Source organism: Streptomyces sp. NPDC020917, from assembly GCF_044333795.1.
GTDB lineage: Bacteria > Actinomycetota > Actinomycetes > Streptomycetales > Streptomycetaceae > Actinacidiphila.
Genome location: NZ_JBIRRR010000009.1, coordinates 78,899 through 96,114 on the forward strand (window position 1 = coordinate 78,899; position 17,216 = coordinate 96,114).

Annotated in this window: 12 protein-coding genes; 8 read left to right on the forward strand and 4 right to left on the reverse strand. The window is 72.4% G+C overall.

Features of this window, described 5'->3' with window-relative positions:
* The first annotated feature begins 93 nt into the window (after positions 1-93).
* Together ACH4TG_RS20715 and ACH4TG_RS20720 are read left to right on the forward strand one after the other, a co-directional pair.
* Positions 94-1,482: a cytochrome P450 gene (locus ACH4TG_RS20715; RefSeq protein WP_398243849.1), complete on the forward strand. Its 1,389-nt coding sequence runs from the start codon at positions 94-96 to the stop codon at positions 1,480-1,482.
* Positions 1,475-2,308 (forward strand): class I SAM-dependent methyltransferase, encoded by an 834-nt coding sequence (locus tag ACH4TG_RS20720; RefSeq protein ID WP_398243850.1) that lies wholly within the window; start codon positions 1,475-1,477, stop codon positions 2,306-2,308. The genes ACH4TG_RS20715 and ACH4TG_RS20720 overlap by 8 nt, the downstream gene beginning before the upstream one ends.
* 79 nt (positions 2,309-2,387) lie before the next feature.
* On the opposite strand, the gene ACH4TG_RS20725 is transcribed toward ACH4TG_RS20720, so the two are convergent.
* Positions 2,388-5,171: a LuxR C-terminal-related transcriptional regulator gene (locus ACH4TG_RS20725; RefSeq protein WP_398243852.1), complete on the reverse strand. Its 2,784-nt coding sequence runs from the start codon at positions 5,169-5,171 to the stop codon at positions 2,388-2,390.
* Positions 5,172-5,495: 324 nt separating this feature from the next.
* A complete protein-coding gene (locus ACH4TG_RS20730) occupies positions 5,496-7,058 on the reverse strand; it encodes a serine/threonine-protein kinase (RefSeq protein ID WP_398243853.1) in 1,563 nt (520 codons plus the stop codon).
* Between the two features lie 308 nt (positions 7,059-7,366).
* On the opposite strand from ACH4TG_RS20730, the gene ACH4TG_RS20735 reads away from it, so the two are divergent.
* Positions 7,367-9,430: an alpha-L-rhamnosidase C-terminal domain-containing protein gene (locus ACH4TG_RS20735; RefSeq protein ID WP_398243854.1), complete on the forward strand. Its 2,064-nt coding sequence runs from the start codon at positions 7,367-7,369 to the stop codon at positions 9,428-9,430.
* Positions 9,431-9,602: 172 nt separating this feature from the next.
* Positions 9,603-10,100 carry a GNAT family N-acetyltransferase gene (locus ACH4TG_RS20740; protein WP_398243855.1) on the forward strand — a complete coding sequence of 166 codons (498 nt, stop codon included), beginning with the start codon at positions 9,603-9,605 and terminating at the stop codon, positions 10,098-10,100.
* A 76-nt stretch (positions 10,101-10,176) separates the two neighbouring features.
* Here ACH4TG_RS20740 and ACH4TG_RS20745 read toward each other — a convergent pair whose 3' ends face one another.
* Together ACH4TG_RS20745 and ACH4TG_RS20750 are read right to left on the reverse strand one after the other, a co-directional pair.
* Positions 10,177-10,845, reverse strand: coding sequence for a Type 1 glutamine amidotransferase-like domain-containing protein (locus ACH4TG_RS20745; RefSeq protein ID WP_398243856.1), 669 nt, complete (start codon positions 10,843-10,845; stop codon positions 10,177-10,179).
* 280 nt (positions 10,846-11,125) lie between these two features.
* Complete coding sequence (locus ACH4TG_RS20750) at positions 11,126-12,409, reverse strand: sensor histidine kinase (RefSeq protein WP_398243857.1); 1,284 nt, start codon at positions 12,407-12,409, stop codon at positions 11,126-11,128.
* Between the two features lie 101 nt (positions 12,410-12,510).
* Here ACH4TG_RS20750 and ACH4TG_RS20755 point away from each other — a divergent pair, with 101 nt between their 5' ends.
* The 4 genes from ACH4TG_RS20755 to ACH4TG_RS20770 are packed head-to-tail and all read left to right on the forward strand — an operon-like array spanning position 12,511 to position 17,198.
* The gene (locus tag ACH4TG_RS20755) at positions 12,511-13,176 is read left to right on the forward strand and encodes a hypothetical protein (protein ID WP_398243858.1); all 666 of its coding nucleotides are present in this window, start codon (positions 12,511-12,513) and stop codon (positions 13,174-13,176) included.
* Complete coding sequence (locus tag ACH4TG_RS20760; protein WP_398243859.1) at positions 13,173-13,865, forward strand: ABC transporter ATP-binding protein; 693 nt, start codon at positions 13,173-13,175, stop codon at positions 13,863-13,865. Before ACH4TG_RS20755 ends, ACH4TG_RS20760 begins: the two co-directional genes overlap by 4 nt.
* Positions 13,852-14,547, forward strand: a complete 696-nt coding sequence (locus ACH4TG_RS20765) for an ABC transporter ATP-binding protein (RefSeq protein ID WP_398243860.1) — start codon at positions 13,852-13,854, stop codon at positions 14,545-14,547. Before ACH4TG_RS20760 ends, ACH4TG_RS20765 begins: the two co-directional genes overlap by 14 nt.
* Positions 14,544-17,198 (forward strand): FtsX-like permease family protein, encoded by a 2,655-nt coding sequence (locus ACH4TG_RS20770; protein WP_398243861.1) that lies wholly within the window; start codon positions 14,544-14,546, stop codon positions 17,196-17,198. Before ACH4TG_RS20765 ends, ACH4TG_RS20770 begins: the two co-directional genes overlap by 4 nt.
* Positions 17,199-17,216 lie beyond the last annotated feature (18 nt).

The following is a 17,216-nucleotide window of genomic DNA, read 5'->3' on the forward strand; positions in this document are numbered from 1 at the left end:
ACGCCCCCAACCGTCCGCCGGCGCCCGGTACGCGAGCCGCGACCGGCCGTACCGGGCTCCTGCCCCCGACCTGCCGTCCTGAAGGAGACTGTGATGCCCCGTCCCTCCCCGTCCGGCGCCGCCCCGGCAGCCGCCGGCTCCCACGACCGTCCCCCGGGGCCGTCGGAGGATCTGGAACTGGCCGGCATCCGCGCCGATCCGCTCACCTTCCTGGGGGACCTGGCCACCGAGTACGGCGACCTGTGCAGCCATGTCACGCGCGGCCAGACCGTGTGGTTCGCCAACTCGCCAGAACTGGCCCGGCACATCCTGAAGGACAACTACACCAACTACACGAAGGCCGGCACGCCGGACGACTTCATGCTGACCCCCCTGCTCGGCAAGGGGCTGCTGACCAGCAACGGCGCGCAGTGGGAGCGCCAGCGGCGGCTGTGCGCGCCGTCCTTCCGGCGCGTGGCGGTCGAGTCGTTCGACGGGCTGATGGTCGAGGCGGCCGTCGACCTGGCCACCGCCTGGGGCGAGGCGGCCGACCGCGGCGAAACCGTCCGGGTGGACCACGACTTCACGGCACTGACCCTCCGGGTGGTGGCATCCGCCCTGCTCGGCTCCGAACTGTCCGCGGCCGGACGCGGGTTCGGGCAGGCCGTCGACGACATCAACCGGTTCATCGGGCACTTCGACGGGACCCCGCCCGCGGACGAGGACTTCCGGTCCCGGCTCCGGGCGTACTCGGGTGCGAAGACCTTCCTGGACCGGGTGGTCGGCACCATGATCGGGGCCCGGCGGCTGACCGGCCCGGGCGGGCACCACGCGGACCTGCTGGACGCGATGCTGGGTGCCCGGGACGAGCACGGCGACGCCCTGTCCGACCGGGAGTTGCACGACCAGGTCCTGACCATGGTCATGGCCGGACACGAGACCACCGCGAAGGCCCTGAGCTGGACGCTCCATCTGCTCGACCGGCACCCCGAGCACGCGGCGCGGGTCCGGGAGGAGGTCGACCGGGTCGTGGGCAGCCGGCTGCCGACCGCCGAGGACCTGTCCGCGCTGACCTACACCAGGCAGTGCCTCGACGAGGCCGTCCGGCTGTTCCCCCCGGTGTGGCTGATCTCCCGGATGGCGGTGGACGACGACGTGCTCGGCGGGCTCCGCATCCCCGCCGGCACGCTGGTGTGCGTCAGCCCGTGGACGATGCACCGGCATCCGGAGCACTGGGAGGCGCCGGAGGAGTACCGGCCCGAGCGGTTCGCGCCGGAGCGCCAGCACAGCCGGGCTGGGCACTCGTACCTGCCGTTCGGCGGCGGTCCCCGGGTCTGCATCGGGCAGGCGTTCGCCACGACGGAGGCGATGCTCGTCCTCACGGTCGTCATGCAGCGGCTCCGGCTGACCCAGGCGCCCGGCACCACGGTGGTCCCCGAGGCACTGGTGACGCTGCGTCCGCGTGACGGTCTGCTGATGCAGGTGGAGCGGCGCCATGGGTGACACGGGACAGCCGGTGGCGCCGGGCGCCCGCAGCTACCGCCCGGAGAGGGAACTGGGCGGGTTCGACAGGGAGGTCGAGCGCCTGGAGCACCAGGCGTCGCTGACCTGGGCCCATGAGTGGCGCATCCTCGAGCCGCTGGCTCCCCGCGGGGGCGGGGCGGTGCTGGACGCGGGATGCGGAAGCGGTGCGGTGACCGCCGAACTGAGCGCCGCCCTGCCGGGGACCCGGGTCGTCGGGCTGGACGCGCACCCCGGGCTCCTGGAGCGGGCGGGTGCCCGCGGTACGGCCGGAGCCGAACTGGAGCTGCTGCAGGGCGACATCGGCGACACGCCGTTCGCGGACGGGACGTTCGACCTGGTGCTGTCCCGGTACGTCTTCCAGCACCTGCCGGAGCCGGTTGCGGCGGCACGGGAACTGCGCCGGGTGCTGCGGCCGGGCGGGCACCTGGCCGTGATCGACATCGACGCCGGGCTATGGGGAGTCGCGGAGCCCGACATGTCGGCGTTCTCCCAGGAGGCCTTCCGCGCGCTCGGCGCGGCGCAGTCCGCGGACGGCGGGGACCGGCTGATCGCCCGGCGCCTGCCGCGCGCGCTCAGGGACGCCGGCTACACGGACGTGACCGTGCGGCCGTTCGCCTACACCAGCGACGAGGTGGGGCTCGCGGCCCTGGAGCCGCAGCTGTCCCCGGAGCGGCTGCTGCCGCTGGTCGAACGGGGAGCCCTCAGCATGACCGCTTACGTCCGGGCGATGACCGCCTGGCAGAGCTTCGTGGCCGGTGACGGCTTCGTCCTGCTGCTGGGGTTCGCCGTGGTGGGTCGCCGGTAGGCCCTGCAGCGCTCGCCGTGCGGCCCGGCCTCCCACCAGGGGTGGGGCGCCGGGCCGCACGCATCAGTGCCCGGGGGCGCTACGTCGGGCCCAGCGCGTCGGGCAGGGCGTTCCGTCCGGGTATCGACAACTTGCCGTAGACCCGGGTGAGATGGACCTCGACGGTGCGCGGGGTGATGTGCAGCAGCTCGGCGATGTTCTTGTTGGTCCTCCCGCCGGCCGCGTGCGCGGCGATGCGACGCTCGGTCGGAGTGAGGGCCGGGAGCCCGGACACCGGGGTGCGCCGGAGCCGTCCCCCCGCGGCGAGCAGCGACTTGTGCGCCTCCGCCACGAGCGACTGCGCCCCCGACTCCTCGGCGAGCAGCATGCCCTTGCGCAGCGCTTGCCGGGCCTGCGCGAGAGAACCCTTCTGCCCCTGCGCCTTGCCCGCCGCCACGAGGGACAGCGCCAACTGGAGGCGGGCGTCGGTCTGTTCGAGCAGCGACACGGACTCGGCGAGCGCACGCTCCGCGGCCGCCCCCGAGGTCACTCCCCCCAGCGTGCGCAACGACTGGCCCACGGCCGCGGGATCGCCCCAGCGCCGGGCCAGTTCGACCTCCTTCTCCGCGAGCCGGCGGGCCTCGGCGTCGTTGCCGAGCCCCTTCCATGCCAGCGCCGCGCAGCTGCGCCACGCGCTGAGGGCGGGGTTGACGATGTCCAGCGCCTCCAGCCTGTGCCCGCACTCCATCAGGTCGGTGAGTGCCCGCCGGTGGTCCCCCGACTTCAGGCGGAACATGCCGCGAATGCCGAGGGCGCTCGCCGGCAGGTCGTGGAGTCCCTGCAGCAGGCCGACGGACTCCTCGTAGTGGCCCATGGCCCCCCGGACCCTGGCGACCGCGGTCAGCGCGACGGCGTGGCAGCTCTTCACCTCGTGGTGGGTGGTGGTGAGCACCAGCGCCCGCTTGGCCTCGGTGAGCGCCACCGGCAGATCGCCCATCCGCAACGCGATGTCGGCGCGCTGGCAGTGGGCGATCACCCGGGGGAAGAGCGCGTCCTGGTGGAGCGCTCCGGTCAGCATGTGGTCGGCCCAGTACTGCGCCTCACGCAGATGCCCTGCCCACGTCAGGACGGTGATACATCGCAGCAGCAGCACGATCGAGGCGCTGCCGGCCGGCCGCTCCCCCGCCAGTGCCCGTTGCACCAGCTCCAGCGGGACGTCGCGGGGCTCGGACCGGCAGGCCAGATCGCCGCCGACGGACGCCAGCAGCTCCCGCTCGCCGGGGGTGATGCCGAGCGTGTCGCTCACCGCGGGCCAGCCGGGCACCTCCGGGACCGGCGCAAAGTCCCGGGCCGGCCCCGTACAGGTCAGGGACTGCACGCTCAGGCTCAACTCCGTGTCGCCGAGTTCGGCGAAGGCGTTCTTGTCGACATGGGCGAGCGCGGCGAGGGGCGGACGCAGCGTCGACTCGGCACTGCCCTGCCGCAGCACCCGCGCGTAGGCGCGTTCCACGATCGCCCCGGCCTGGCGCGCCGGATCGGAGAAGAGGCGGACTGCCTCGCCCAGATGGCGATCGGCGGCCGCGGGAGCGAAGAGCACCTCGGCGCGGCCCAGCAGCCAGAGCACCTCGGCCCGCACCTCTTCCGGAACCGAGTCCCGGAGCACCCGCCGCGCGTACTCGGCACACGTCTTGGGGTCGCCGGCCTTCAGGGCGTCGTCCGCGGCCTCCTTCAGGACACCGCACGCCCACGCGTCCCCGGCCACGTCGGCCTGCAGCAGGTGCTTGGCGACCTGGTGCAGCGGGGCACCCAGGTCGTTCAGCCGCCGGGCGGCCCGCATGTGCAGGGTGCGTCGCGCGTCGGCGGGCATGTCCCGGTGAACGAGGCTCCGCAGCTCGGCGTTGCTGAAGCGGTACCGCTCGGAGTCCCCCGTCGCGCGGAAGACCCCCACCCGGGTCAGCCCCTCGATCAGTCCCGAGATGGTGTCCCCGTACATGTTGAGCATGTCCGCGATCACCGCGCAGTTGCCCTCCTCGCCGAGGACCGCGGCGACCGCGGCGACCTCCTGGAGGTCGGCGGGCTGGCGCAGCAGCCGGGCGGCGGCGGCCTCGGCCTGGAGCCGTTCACCGCATCGCCGCACCTGCTCGATGTGCGAGGCCCGGGGAGGCACGGAGTCGGCGCTCAGGGACGCCAGCAGCCCGTCCAGGCGGGACGGACGGCCGAGGGTGGCATCGGCACAGGCCTGCACGAACGCGTCGTCGCACCGCTGCCCGGGATAGGCGGACCCGACCACGTCACGCACGCTCTGCGGTGACAGCGGGCTGAGGGTCACGGTGTGGCACCGGTCGCGCTTGGAGATCTCGTCGATCAGCGAGCGGTCGACCGGGGTCTCGTCCGTGCGATGGGCCAGGATCAGAAAGACCGGCAGGTTGTTCAGGTGGCGCACCATCACGCCGAACCAGCGCAGCGAGGTCTCGTCCATCCACTGGATGTGGTTGACGACGACCACCAGCGGATGCCGGCGCGCGGCCTGGGTGAAACCTTCCCGCAGCGCTTCGAAGAGCTGGTGGTCGACCGGGACCGAGCCCTCGACCACCCTGCGCAGCAGCCCCTCGTCCTCGATGATCCTGTCCTTGCCGGCGAACTCGAGCGAGGAGGCCACGATCCGGCGGACGACGGCGAACTGGCTGTGCGTGTCCGACGGCGAGCACGACAGGCTCAGGACCACGCTGCCCAGGCGCCGCACCCGTTCGGTCACCTCGCCGAGCAGGGCGGAGCAGTGCATTCCCGAGACGGACTGGACCATGACAGCGTTGCCCATGCCCGCTCTGGCTCTGCGTGCGCGCGTTAACAGATCCGAGAGCTCCGACACGCGTTCAGGCTGCACGCAGCCTCCTCACTTCTTGTCCCCTCACGTGGAGCACCTCTTCGGGCACCCACGCACTCCTCCGCCGGCGCGGAGGGCGGAACCCGGGCGAATCGCCATCGCCACTCTCACCTGGCCTCCTTGGTCGACGAGGTTCGCCGCAATGGATGCGACGAGCCCCAGGAGGCAGCCCGGACCCGCGATCACTTACCCGTTCAACTTACTTATTACAGGCGTCATTTGGTGCGCATGATGCGATAGAAACGTATCGAGACGGTCACAGCTCCGGCACCTGGATGTCGCCTCGGCCGAAGCCGAGGCCGTGGACCGCGTCCGCGGCCGGGTTCAGGCGGCCTGGGCGGGGCGGTTGCCGAGCCGCGCCCGGGTGCGGACGAGGGCCTCCGCCACGATGACGTTGGCCAGCAGCACCAGCCAGCCGCCGGCCCGCAGGACGGACCGGATCCGGTACGCCGGATTGTCGTCGCCGACCGATGCGCCGAGGGTCATCACGATCAGGAAGATCGACATGGCGGCCAGAGCGACGAGCCAGACGACGGCGAACGCTCCGGCGGCCGCGGACCACGCCCGGTCGTCGGAGTCCGGGGACAGCCGCAGCAGGTACACGAGCGCGCAGACGATCAGGGCGAGGGTGCCGAAGACCCCGATGGGGACGAGCATCCAGTCCGCGTGGACGTCGGTCAGGCCGGTGGAGGCCGAGGCCCAGGGGTGGTGCCAGTCGAAGGACTCGGTGACCCTGGCGGCCTGGCGGCCGCCGGCCTTTTCCGTCCACGTCTCCGTCATGACCGGCAGGAACGTGGCCCAGAGCAGGACGACGGCCGCGAGCACCACCTTGGCGAGATGCACCGCGACGGCTCGGGAGGAACGCTTCGGCGCGGGTTCCTCGGGCGGCGCGGACGGCGGCTCGGCGACCCGGGTCCTGGGCAGGTCCGGGCCGCGCGGCACCGTGACCACGGAGTCCGGGTGCGCCCCGGTGAGTGCGCGGAGCGCCCCGGTGCGCTCCTGGATCGCCTCGCGGGCCCCGGTGATCCGCATCCAGGCGCCAGGGCCCAGTTCGTCGCCCAGTTCCCGCTCGCACTGTTCGAGGACGTGACGCGCCGTGGGGCGTTCGCCGGGTTCCTTCCGGAGGCAGGCGGCGATCAGTGTCCCCAGGGGCGTCGAGGTGATGGCCGACCGGTCCGGGTCGTCCGCGACGATGCGGTGGGCGACCGCCCACTCGTTCTCGGCGCCGAACGCCTCCTGGCCGGTCGCGAGGAAGTACAGCGTGGAGCCGAGGGCGAAGACGTCGGAGGACGCACTGACCGTGCGGCCCATGGCCTGCTCCGGCGACATGTAGAGCGGGGTGCCGACGCGGGTGGAGTGGCTGCTGTACGTCACGGACTGGGTCAGCGACTTCACGATGCCGAAGTCGATGACCTTGGGCCCGGTCTCGTCCAGCATGATGTTGCCGGGCTTGAGATCCCGGTGCACGACGTCCGCGGCGTGGATGTCGGCGAGGGCGTGCGCGATGCCCCAGGCCAGGAGCAGCACCTGCGGCGCGGGCAGCGGGCCGCGCCCGGTGACCAGGTCCCGCAGGGTCGGGCCGGCGACGAACGCCGTGGCCAGCCAGGGCTGTTCGGCCTGCGGATCGGCGTCGAGCAGCGGCGCGAGATGGGCGCCCCGCACGCGCTGCGCGGCCCGCACCTCCCGCGCGAACCGCTGCCCGAACTCGGCGTCCCTCGCGAACTCGGGGCGGATCACCTTCACGGCGGCGGGCTGCCCGCCCGGGGAGAAGGCGATGAACACCTGCCCCATTCCGCCCTCACCGAGCCGCCGCACCGGTCGGAACTCCCCCAGCTCCGCCGGGTCCTGCGCCTGAAGTGCCGCGAACCGGAATGCCGCCGTCGACATACCGCGCTCCTCTCCCCCGTCGCCCGTAAGGAACGTGTCCCCCGCCATCCTCGCCTACACCTGGTGCCGTGCACCACGGTGCCGCAGCGGCAGCGGGTATTGAATCGTTCACTTCCTCCCGGCCGTCGTCCAAGCCGTCAGACATTCCTTGTCGCCATGCTTGACCGGCGTCAACTCCTCGCTATAGCGTCCCGGTTCGTTAAAACGATTCACTCAGTTCCATCGTCCCATCGTGGGCAGGTACGCACAGGCGCGCACCGTCTCGTGCTGTCGGCCGTTCCCGCGTTCAGCCAGTTTGCGAGGCATGTGTGACCACCTGGAAAAGCAGACACCGGACCGCCCTCACCGCCGCGACGTCGACCGCGCTCGTGGCGATGGCCCTGCTCGCACCGCAACTGGCCGCCGGGGCGACCCCCGCCCAGACCGCGACCCCGTCCTCGGCCGCAGGGCATCCCTGGGACGCCTACAACTTCTCCCCGCAGACCCGGACCCTGGCGCCGGTGGCCGTCCAGAGCACCACGGGATCGGTGACGGACCCCTCCGGAGCGTTCTCGGGCGGGTCCACCCGGCTGAGCGGCACCGGCTCCACCGTCACCTTCGACTTCGGCAAGGACGTCAGCGGGCTGGTCACGCTCCACTTCGCCGCCTCCGACGGCCCGCAGCGCGTGGGTCTGGCGTTCAACGAGTCCTCGCAGTACGTCAGCACCACGAGCGACGCCTCCACCGGCGGTCCACGCAGCCGTGACGGAGCGCTGTACGCCGACGTGGACGGCGCGACCACCTACACCATGCCGGCGAAGAACCTGCGCGGCGGCTTCCGGTACCTGACCGTGTTCATGGACTCGGCCGGCGGCGTCGACCTCGACGGGGTCTCCGCGTACTTCACCGCGGCACCGAAGATGAAGGACCCGCGCGCCTACGCGAACTACTTCTACTCCAGTGACGACCTGCTCAACAGGATCTGGTACGCCGGTGCCTACACGATCCAGCTGAACACCATCGACCCGCAGACCGGACGGGTCTGGGAGGCTCCCGCCGAGACGTGGGACAACACCGGCGACGTGGGCGTGGGCGACAGCATCCTGGTGGACGGCGCGAAGCGGGACCGCACCGTGTGGCCGGGCGACCTCGGCATCGAGATCCCCTCCGCCTACGCGGCCTTCGACGACACCGAGTCGGCCAGGAACTCCCTCACCACGCTCTACCAGCACCAGAAGTCCACCGGTGAACTGCCGTACTCCGGGCCCATGATGAACAAGTACGGGTCGGACACCTACCACCTGTGGACCCTGGCGGCGTCCTGGGACTACTACCAGTACACCGGCGACCGGACGTGGGTCGACGGCATCTGGGACCAGTACAAGCGGGGCGTCGACTACATCAGCCCGAAGATGGACGACCAGGGGCTGCTGTCGATCACCCAGACCTCGGACTCGGTGCGGATCCTGCCCAAGGGCGAGAACCTGATCGCCAACGTCCTGATGTGGCGCGTGCTCTCGACCGGCTCGCAGCTGGCAGAGGTCGAGGGCGACGCGGCGCTCGCCCGGTCCTACGCGCAACGGGCCGCGGCCCTGCGCACCGCGATCAACAGCCGCCTGTGGGACGAGAACAAGGGGGCGTACCGGTTCTACCCCGATTCGGACGTCTACGCCCAGGACGGCAACGCGCTCGCGGCGTGGTACGGCCTGGCCGACCAGAGCCAGGCGCGCCGCGTCAGCGCGTACCTCACGACCAACTGGAACGACCGCGGGTCGACCTCCCCTGAGAACAAGGGGAACCTGGGGGTCTTCGCCGGCTCCATGGAGGCCAACGCCCACTTCGCCGCCGGTGGAGCGGCCGCCGACCAGGCGGGAGTCGACCTGATCCGGCGGCAGTGGGGCGCCATGCTCGACGACCCGCTGGGCACCGGCAGCACCTTCTGGGAGTCGTCACGCCCGGACGGCTGCATCTGCAGCACCTACGTCAGCCTCGCCCACGCCTGGGCGACCGGGCCGACCACGGCGCTCACGTCCTACGTGCTGGGACTGCGGCCGGCCAGCGCCGGGGGCCGCGCCTTCGACTTCGTCCCGCACACCGCCGACCTCACCTTCGCCCAGGGGCGGATCACCACCACCCTGGGCCCGGTCGACGCGTCGTGGCGCGTCGACCCGGCGCAGGGGACGTACCACGCGGAGCTCACCGCGCCGGACGGCAGTGAGGGCCGCGTGGCGGTACCCACCTACGGGCGGCAGATCTCGGTCTTCGTCGACGGCAAGCTGGCCTGGAACGGCACGAAGGCCAAGGGCTACGGCGCGCACACCGACGGCGAGTACGTCTACCTGGAGGGACTCGCCGGACATCACGTGGTCGACGGCCACCGGCACGACGGCTGACACCCTCACCCTCCGATGCCTCGCGCCGGCCCGCTCGGCGGCGCGAGGCATCCCGCGCGGCCCGCCCCGCCGGGCCGGACGGGTTCCTCGGATGGCCGCCGCAACGACGCAGTGACCTTCACCGGAACCAGGTCGAGCCATGGGCTTGTCGGCGCAGGATTAGCATGTCGCCGTGCCGAATGATGATCTCAGAATCCGTCCCGCCCGCGAGTCGGACGGCCCGGCGCTGATCGCGCTCGACCGGGCCGGCTGGTCCTGGCTGAGCGAGGTCGCGCCGCAGCGGGCCGAGGACGCGCCGATGTTCGACGAGCGGAACGGGGTGGAGCCCTTCCTCGTGGCAGAACTCGCCGGCCGGGTGGTCGGCTACGTCCGCCAGGTCCCGCCGACCCCGCTCGCCAGCAACCAGCATGTCCGGCAGATCCAGGGGCTGCAGGTCTCCACCGACGTTCGCGGCCGCGGAGTCGGGCAGGCCCTGGTCGAGGCCGCGTGCGCGGCCGCCCGTGCCCAGGGCGCCCGCCGAATATCACTGCGCGTGCTCGGACACAACATCCCGGCGCGGCGGCTGTACGAGCGGTGCGGGTTCCAAGAGGAGGGCGTGCTGCCGGAGGAGTTCCTGCTGGACGGCGCATACGTGGACGACGTCCTGATGGGCCGTCGGCTGGACGGCTGACGCCTCCGGCTCCGGCACCCGGCCGCCAGGCCCAACCACCCGCCGACGCCTCTCCGCGACCATGCGCGGAGCGGCGCTAGCGCTCGAAAAGCCGCCAGTGCCCCTCGGAGACGACCTCGACGGCACCGTCCACCACCTTGATGGCCGTCTCGTCGTCGACCGCGTACCCCGGCACCGGCACGCGTGCCGCCCACTTCTCGGCGTCGGCCATCGTGTTCTCCGGGCACATGGCGTTGTCCAGGTGCGGGAAGATCGAGAAGCCGACCACGCCCAGCGCGCTGTCGCCGCCGGCGGCCGGCTTCCAGCCCACGAACTCCTCGCCGACGTGCGGGGCCATCACCATGCTGCCGGCGCTCAGTCCCACATAGACCGTCTCGCTCAGCGACGGGAACAGGTCCGCCAGGCCGGACTCCCGCATCCAGTGGTGCAGGTACAGGACGTCGCCGCCGCAGACCAGCAGGGCGTCGGTCTCCCGCACCAACGGGACCCAGCTCTCCTCGTCGATGCTGGGCAGCGCGGTCAACTCCAGCATGCCCACGGACTTCCACCCCAGCTCGACCATGGGCGTGGGCGTCTGCCCGGCGATCTGCCGCCACGTCATCACCGCGGTCCCGGGCAGCATGCCGTACATCGCGGTGGGAATGCACAGCGCGGTGGACTCGGCGATGGGCTTGCCCAGCATGCCGGCGAGGGCCTCGCGGATGCTCGCGTTGCTGACGCCGCCGGAGGTGAGGAGAAGCTTCATCGCGCCATCCTTGCCCATCGAGAGCCGGGAGGTGTCACATTCTGTCGGCCCGGGTCGTGGGCTGGGTGAATGCGTGCGGGAAGCCGCTGGCCTGGGGAGACGCCGAGCAGCACTGTCCTCCCCCTGGAGGCCACTTCGTGACCACGGCCGAACCGCCCCCGAGCCGCCCTGCGCCAGAGCAGCTTCGCCCCGGAGTACGCCACCCTGACCTGGATGTCGCCGGGATCGTCCAAGCCAACGCCGGCGGCGTACGGGTCTCCACCGAGCCCCGGCCAGTGGGTCAGTCCGGCTGCGGCAGCAGCAGGGTGAACACGGTGGGTCGGCTGCTCGCCAGCGTGAGCCGTCCGCCCGCGGCTTCGGCGAGATCCCGGGCGAGCGACAGGCCGATTCCGGTGCCATCGCCCGTCGTCGCACCCCGTTCGAACAGGGCCGTGGAGGACATGGGCACGGTGCCCTCGTCGGCGACGTCGATCGCCAGCGCACCACCGGTCTCCCGCACGGTGACGTCGACACGACCGGTGCCGTGGATGCGGGCGTTGTCCAGAAGCACGTCGAGGATCTGTGCGGCGGTCCGCTCCGGTACGGGCAGATCCTCGGTCCCGGGCTGAAGGGTGACGGCAAGGCGGCGCTCCTCGTCGGCGAACGCGCCGTGCCAGCGCGCCTCGACGCGGTCCATCACGTCCGACGCCGACCGGGTCACGGTGTCGGTGAGACCTTGGTCGGCCTTGGCCAGGCGGAGGACCTCGTCGATCGTGTGACGCAGATGGGCGCACTGCGCCAGTGCCTCTTCGGAAGCCGCCCGGAGGTCGGCACCGGGAGTGGCCAGCGCCGTTTCCAGGCCGAGTTGCAGACCGGTGAGCGGTGTCCGCAACTGGTGTGAGGCGTTCGCCGCGAAGTGCCGCCCCTGCTGCAGGAGGCGGGCGAGCTCGGCGACCATGGCGTTCTGGGTCCGGGCGACCTGGTCGATCTCGGCGATGTCGCTTCCGGCGGCCCGGACGGACAGGTCGCCGCTCGCCGTGGCGACGCAGGCGGCGGAGAGGTCTTCCAGTGGGGCCGACAGCAAGGCGGCCTGACGGCGCGCGACCAGGACGGCGACACCGAGAGCGAAAGCGACCACGCCCAGCAGCGCCAGCCACGCCAGCAGAACCCGGTTCCACACGATCTGCGCGTCCGTGGCGACGCGGACGACCCCTATGACCTGCTCATTGCTGGTCACCGGTACGGAGACGACGATCTGGCCGCCGGTGTGCTCGCTCACCGTGGCATCGGCCGCCGCGCGGCGGGCGGTGACGTCCGCGGTCGGCGGGCCGGAGCCGGCCTTCAGGCGCAACGCAGCGTCGTACACCCCGACGTGGGTGCCTTCGGCGGGCCGGGGCAGTTCGACCGGGTCGCCGGCGGTGAATTGGGGGCTGACGCGTACCGCCGCTGCCAAGGCGTCACGCTCCAACTCGCCGCGCTCGTCGGCGAAGTAGGCGTACCGGATGCCCACGACGAGCGGCAGCGCCAGCAGGACCAGGGCGATCAGCACGGCTGCCACGGCCACACGGACCACTCGCTGTCTCATGCACCACATCATGAAGGGTGGTCCGGCCGGTGCCACGGTTTTGCCCTCGTCTAACCCTCAGCAGGCATGGCGCTAACCGTCCCGTCCCTAGCTTTGCAGGCATGACCAAGCGACGCACACTCCTCCTCCCGGCCGCCGCGGTCGTCGTCGCGGCGGCGACGGCAGGCTGCGGCTCCTCAGGCGGCTCGGCGAAGCCCGCCGGCAGCACCGGTGCGCCCGTGGGCACCGTGACCTCTGCGGCGTCCGCATCCGCTGGAGACGGCGGCGGCCCCGCGCCCGGGACGGCGGAAAGCAACCCCGCGGGCGACATCCCTGACAACCAGGTGTACATCGACTTCCGGCCGGCGAACGGCGGCTTCACCGTCAAGGTGCCCGAAGGCTGGGCGCGGACCGGGAGCGGCGCGGTCACCGTGTTCACCGACAAGCTCAACCGCATCACGATCGCGCCGGTCACCGCGAGCATTGCGCCCACCCCAGGTTCGGTCTCCTCCACGGTGGTGCCCGCGCTGCGCAAGAGCGTCCCGGGGTTCGCTTCGCCGAAGGTGACGACGGTCTCCCGCAAGGGCGGCCAGGTCGTCCTCCTCACCTACCAGGGCGATTCGGCTCCCGACCCGGTCACGGGGAAGGTCGTCCGCGACGCGTTCGAGCGGTACGCCTTCCACCGGGGTGGCCACGAAGTCGACCTCACGTTGTCCGGGCCCGTGGGAGCGGACAACGTGGATCCGTGGCGGCTGGTGTCCGACTCCTTCACCTGGCAGGGACGGTGAACGCCACCACCGTCTCGGACGCCGCCGCGCTCGACGCGCGGGACCTGTACCGGTTCTTCCGCGCGGGAGAGGAGGAGACCCTCGCGTTGCGCGGGGTCAGCCTGCGGGTCCGCCGTGGTGAGACCGTCGCGGTCGTCGGCCCCTCCGGGTCCGGCAAGTCCACGCTGCTGGCGTGCCTCGCGGGTCTGGACGAGCCCGCCGGCGGCAGCGTCCACATCGGGGGCGAGCGCATCAGCCACCGGCCGGAGTCCGAGCGGGCCCGCCTGCGGGCGCACCGGATCGGTGTCGTGACGCAGTCGGGCAACCTGATCGCCCACCTCACGGTCGTCGAGAACGTCCGCCTCGCCCGCGGAGCCGCACCGGGCAAGAGCAAGCAGCCGGTGGGTGAGCTGCTGGAGCAGGTGGGGCTGGGGCACCGCGGTCACGCCCTGCCCCGGGAGCTGTCGGGCGGTGAACTGGCCCGCGCGGGACTCGCCGTGGCGCTGGCCAACGACCCCGATGTCCTGCTCGCCGACGAACCGACCGGCGAGCTCGACGGTTCCACCGAGCAGCGGGTGCTCGACCTGCTGCGTTCCCGCGCCGATGCCTCCCGCGGGGTGCTGCTGGTGACGCACAGCGCCGAGGCCGTACGCATCGCCGACCGGGTCGTCGCCCTGCACGACGGGAGGATCCGCGATGACCAGCGCTGACGTCCTGGTGGAGTGCCATGATGCCGCCCGGACCTTCGGCCGGGGGCCGGCCGCCGTCGTCGCGGTGCACGGAGCGACGTGCCAGGTGCGCGCGGGTGACCGGATCGGGGTCGTCGGGCCCTCGGGGTCGGGCAAGTCCACGCTGCTGCACCTGCTCGCCGGACTGGAGCGGCCCAGCGGCGGCCGGGTGTCGTGGCCCGCTCTCGGCACCGGGACCGGGGGGAGCGTCCCGCCGCACCGGATCGGCGTGGTCTTCCAGGGACCGAGCCTGATCCCGGCGCTCGACGTCGTGGAGAACACGGCGCTGCCCCTGGTCCTGGCCGGGGTACGGGAGGGCGAGGCGCAGCGCCGTGCACGACGGGCCCTCCAGGAGCTGGGCATCGCCGACCTCGCGCTGCGCCTGCCGGAGGAGCTGTCCGGCGGTCAGGCGCAGCGGGTGGCCGTTGCCCGGGTCCTCGCGCAGGCGCCGCGGCTGGTCCTCGCCGACGAGCCCACGGGCCAGCTGGACCGGGCGACCGCCCGCCATGTCATCGACGTGCTGCTGAGCGCCGTCGACGTGATCGGCGCCGCCCTGGTGGTGACGACCCACGACCGCGCGGTCGCCGACCGTCTCGCCGTGCGGCGGGAGATGCACGAAGGCAGGCTGCTGGACCCCCACGGCACACAAGGAGCACGGCCATGATCATCACCTGGACTGCCGGACTGGTCAGGAGGCGGTTGGGCCGGCTGGCGGCGACCGCCGTCGGCATCGCGCTCGCCGTCGCCCTCGCGGCGTCCCTCGGCTCGTTCCTGACCGCGTCCAAGGGCACCATGACCGCGCGCGCCGCGCGGTCGGTGGCCGTCGACTGGCAGGTCGAGGTACAACCCGGCGCGGACCCCGCGGCGGTGCTGTCCACGATCCGCTCCTCACCGGGCGTGGAAAAGGCGCTGCCGGTCGGATTCGTCCGCACCTCCGGCTTCCAGGCCCGGGCGGGCGGTTCCACGCAGAGCACCGGTCCGGGCGTGGCCCTGGGCGTGCCCGACGGCTACGCCTCGGCGTTCCCGCAGCAGATCCGCCAGTTGACCGGCGATCCGGGAGGTGTGGAACTCGCCCAGCAGACGGCGGCGAACCTCCACGCGGCGCCCGGGGACACGGTCACGGTGAATCTGCCGGGTGCCGGTCCGACACGGGTACGTGTCGACGGCGTCGTCGACCTGCCGCAGGCCGACTCGCTGTTCCAGAAGGTGGGAGCGCCCTCACAGTCACAGCCGTCCGCGCCACCGGACAACGTCGTCCTGCTGCCGGCGCCCGCCTTCGCGGCGCTGGCGAAGGCGGCGGGACCGGCCGCTGTCACGACGCAGATCCACGTCACCCGTGACGCGGGCCTGCCCTCCGATCCGGCGGCCGCCTACACCGCGGTCACGGGTGCCGCGCGCAACCTGGAGGCGCGCACGTCGGGCGGCGCGCTCGTCGGAGACAACCTGGGCGCGGCGCTGGGCGCCGCCCGCGAGGACGCCCTCTACGCGCAGATCCTCTTCCTGTTCCTCGGCGCCCCCGGCGTCGTCCTCGCCGCTGCGCTCACCGCCGCGGTCGCCGGATCCGGCACCGAACGCCGACGTGCCGAACAGGCTCTCCTGCGCACACGCGGCCTGAGGCCGCGCCAGGTCGGGACGCTGGCAGCCCTGGAGGCGATCGTCGTCGGCGTGTGCGGCGGGCTGCTCGGCCTCGGCATCGCCGCGCTGACCGGCCGGTTCGCCTTCGGCACGGCCTCGTTCGGAGCGACGGCCGGCTCGGCCGTGCTCTGGTCCGGGGCGGCCTTCGCGCTGGGGCTCCTCATCGCGGCACTGATCGTCCTCGTGCCCGCCGTGCGCGACCTGCGAGCGGGCACGGTGGCCCAGGCGCGACGGGTCATCGGCCGTCGGGGACGCTCGCCGTGGTGGATGCGCCTCGGACTCGACGTCGTGCTGCTCGCCGTGTCGTTGCTGATCTTCCGGGCCTCCAGCGGGAACCACTACTCCCTGGTCCTCGCGCCCGAGGGCGTGGCGAGTATCTCCGTGTCCTACTGGGCGTTCCTGGGTCCGGCACTGCTGTGGCTGGGCTGCGCCCTCCTTCTGTGGCGCGTGACGGCACTCACCCTCACGTACGGCCGGCCGCTGCTGGTCCGCCTGTCGCGTCCGCTGACCGGCACGCTCGCCGGCACCACCGCGGCGGGCATGATGCGCCGGCGGGGGCCGCTGGCCCGTTCGGTGGTCCTGTTCGCCCTGGCGCTGTCCTTCGCCGTCTCGACCGCCACCTTCAACGCCACGTACCGCCAGCAGGCCGAAGCCGACGCCCAGTTGACGAACGGCGCCGATGTCACGGTCACCGCCTCGCCCGGTGCGGACACGCCGCCCGACGCGGCCGGCGCCATGGCCGGGGTCGCCGGAGTGCGGCACGTCGAGCCGATGCAGCACCGGTTCGCGTACGTCGGGTCCGACCTCCAGGACCTGTACGGCGTACGGCCGGGCAGCATCGGCTCGGCCACCGCGCTGCAGGACGCCTACTTCTCCGGTGGCTCGGCCAGGGACCTGCTCGCCAGGCTCGCGTCGCGGCCGGACTCCCTCCTGGTCAGCGCCGAGACCGTGCACGACTTCCAGCTCTCCCCCGGCGACCTGGTCAACCTGCGGCTGCAGGACGCCAGGACCAAGGCCCTGCACACCGTCCCCTTCCACTACGCGGGCGTCGTCAAGGAGTTCCCCACCGCCCCCAAGGACAGCTTCTTCGTCGCCAACGCCGCGTACGTCGCCAAGGTGTCCGGGAACGACGCCGTCGGGACGTTCCTCGTCGACACCGGCGGCACGCACCAGAAGGCCGTCGCCGACCGGCTGCGGCACACGCTCGGCACCTCGGCGACCGTCACCGACATCACCCAGACCCGCAACGCAGTCGGCTCCAGCCTGACCTCGGTCGACCTGGCCGGCCTCACCCGCATCGAACTGCTCTTCGCGATCCTCCTGGCGGCCGGAGCGGGCGGTATCGTGCTGGTCCTGGGGCTGGCCGAGCGACGCCGCACCTTCGCCATCACCTCGGTCCTGGGTGCGACCAGGCGGCAACTGCACGGCCTGGTGCTCAGCGAAGCGTCCGTCACGGCCTGCGGCGGCCTGATGGGCGGCGCGCTCATCGGCTGGGCCCTGTCGCAGATGCTGGTCAAGGTCCTCACCGGAGTCTTCGACCCGCCTCCCGCGCACGTCGCCGTCCCCTGGGGCTACCTCGCCCTCACCGCCGGGACCGCCCTGGTGGCGATCGCCGGAGCCGCACTTGGCAGTGCCCGAAGGTCCTCCCGTCCGGCCGTCGAAGATCTCCGCGAACTGTGACAGGCTCTAGCCTTTCAG

Bases quoted from the DNA above. Each gene is read 5' to 3' on its own strand.
- ACH4TG_RS20720 (WP_398243850.1), top strand. From the start codon at position 1,475: ATGGGTGACACGGGACAGCCGGTGGCGCCGGGCGCCCGCAGCTACCGC.
- ACH4TG_RS20750 (WP_398243857.1), bottom strand. From the start codon at position 12,409: ATGAGACAGCGAGTGGTCCGTGTGGCCGTGGCAGCCGTGCTGATCGCC.
- ACH4TG_RS20745 (WP_398243856.1), bottom strand. From the start codon at position 10,845: ATGAAGCTTCTCCTCACCTCCGGCGGCGTCAGCAACGCGAGCATCCGC.
- ACH4TG_RS20755 (WP_398243858.1), top strand. From the start codon at position 12,511: ATGACCAAGCGACGCACACTCCTCCTCCCGGCCGCCGCGGTCGTCGTC.
- ACH4TG_RS20730 (WP_398243853.1), bottom strand. From the start codon at position 7,058: ATGTCGACGGCGGCATTCCGGTTCGCGGCACTTCAGGCGCAGGACCCG.
- ACH4TG_RS20765 (WP_398243860.1), top strand. From the start codon at position 13,852: ATGACCAGCGCTGACGTCCTGGTGGAGTGCCATGATGCCGCCCGGACC.
- ACH4TG_RS20715 (WP_398243849.1), top strand. From the start codon at position 94: ATGCCCCGTCCCTCCCCGTCCGGCGCCGCCCCGGCAGCCGCCGGCTCC.
- ACH4TG_RS20770 (WP_398243861.1), top strand. From the start codon at position 14,544: ATGATCATCACCTGGACTGCCGGACTGGTCAGGAGGCGGTTGGGCCGG.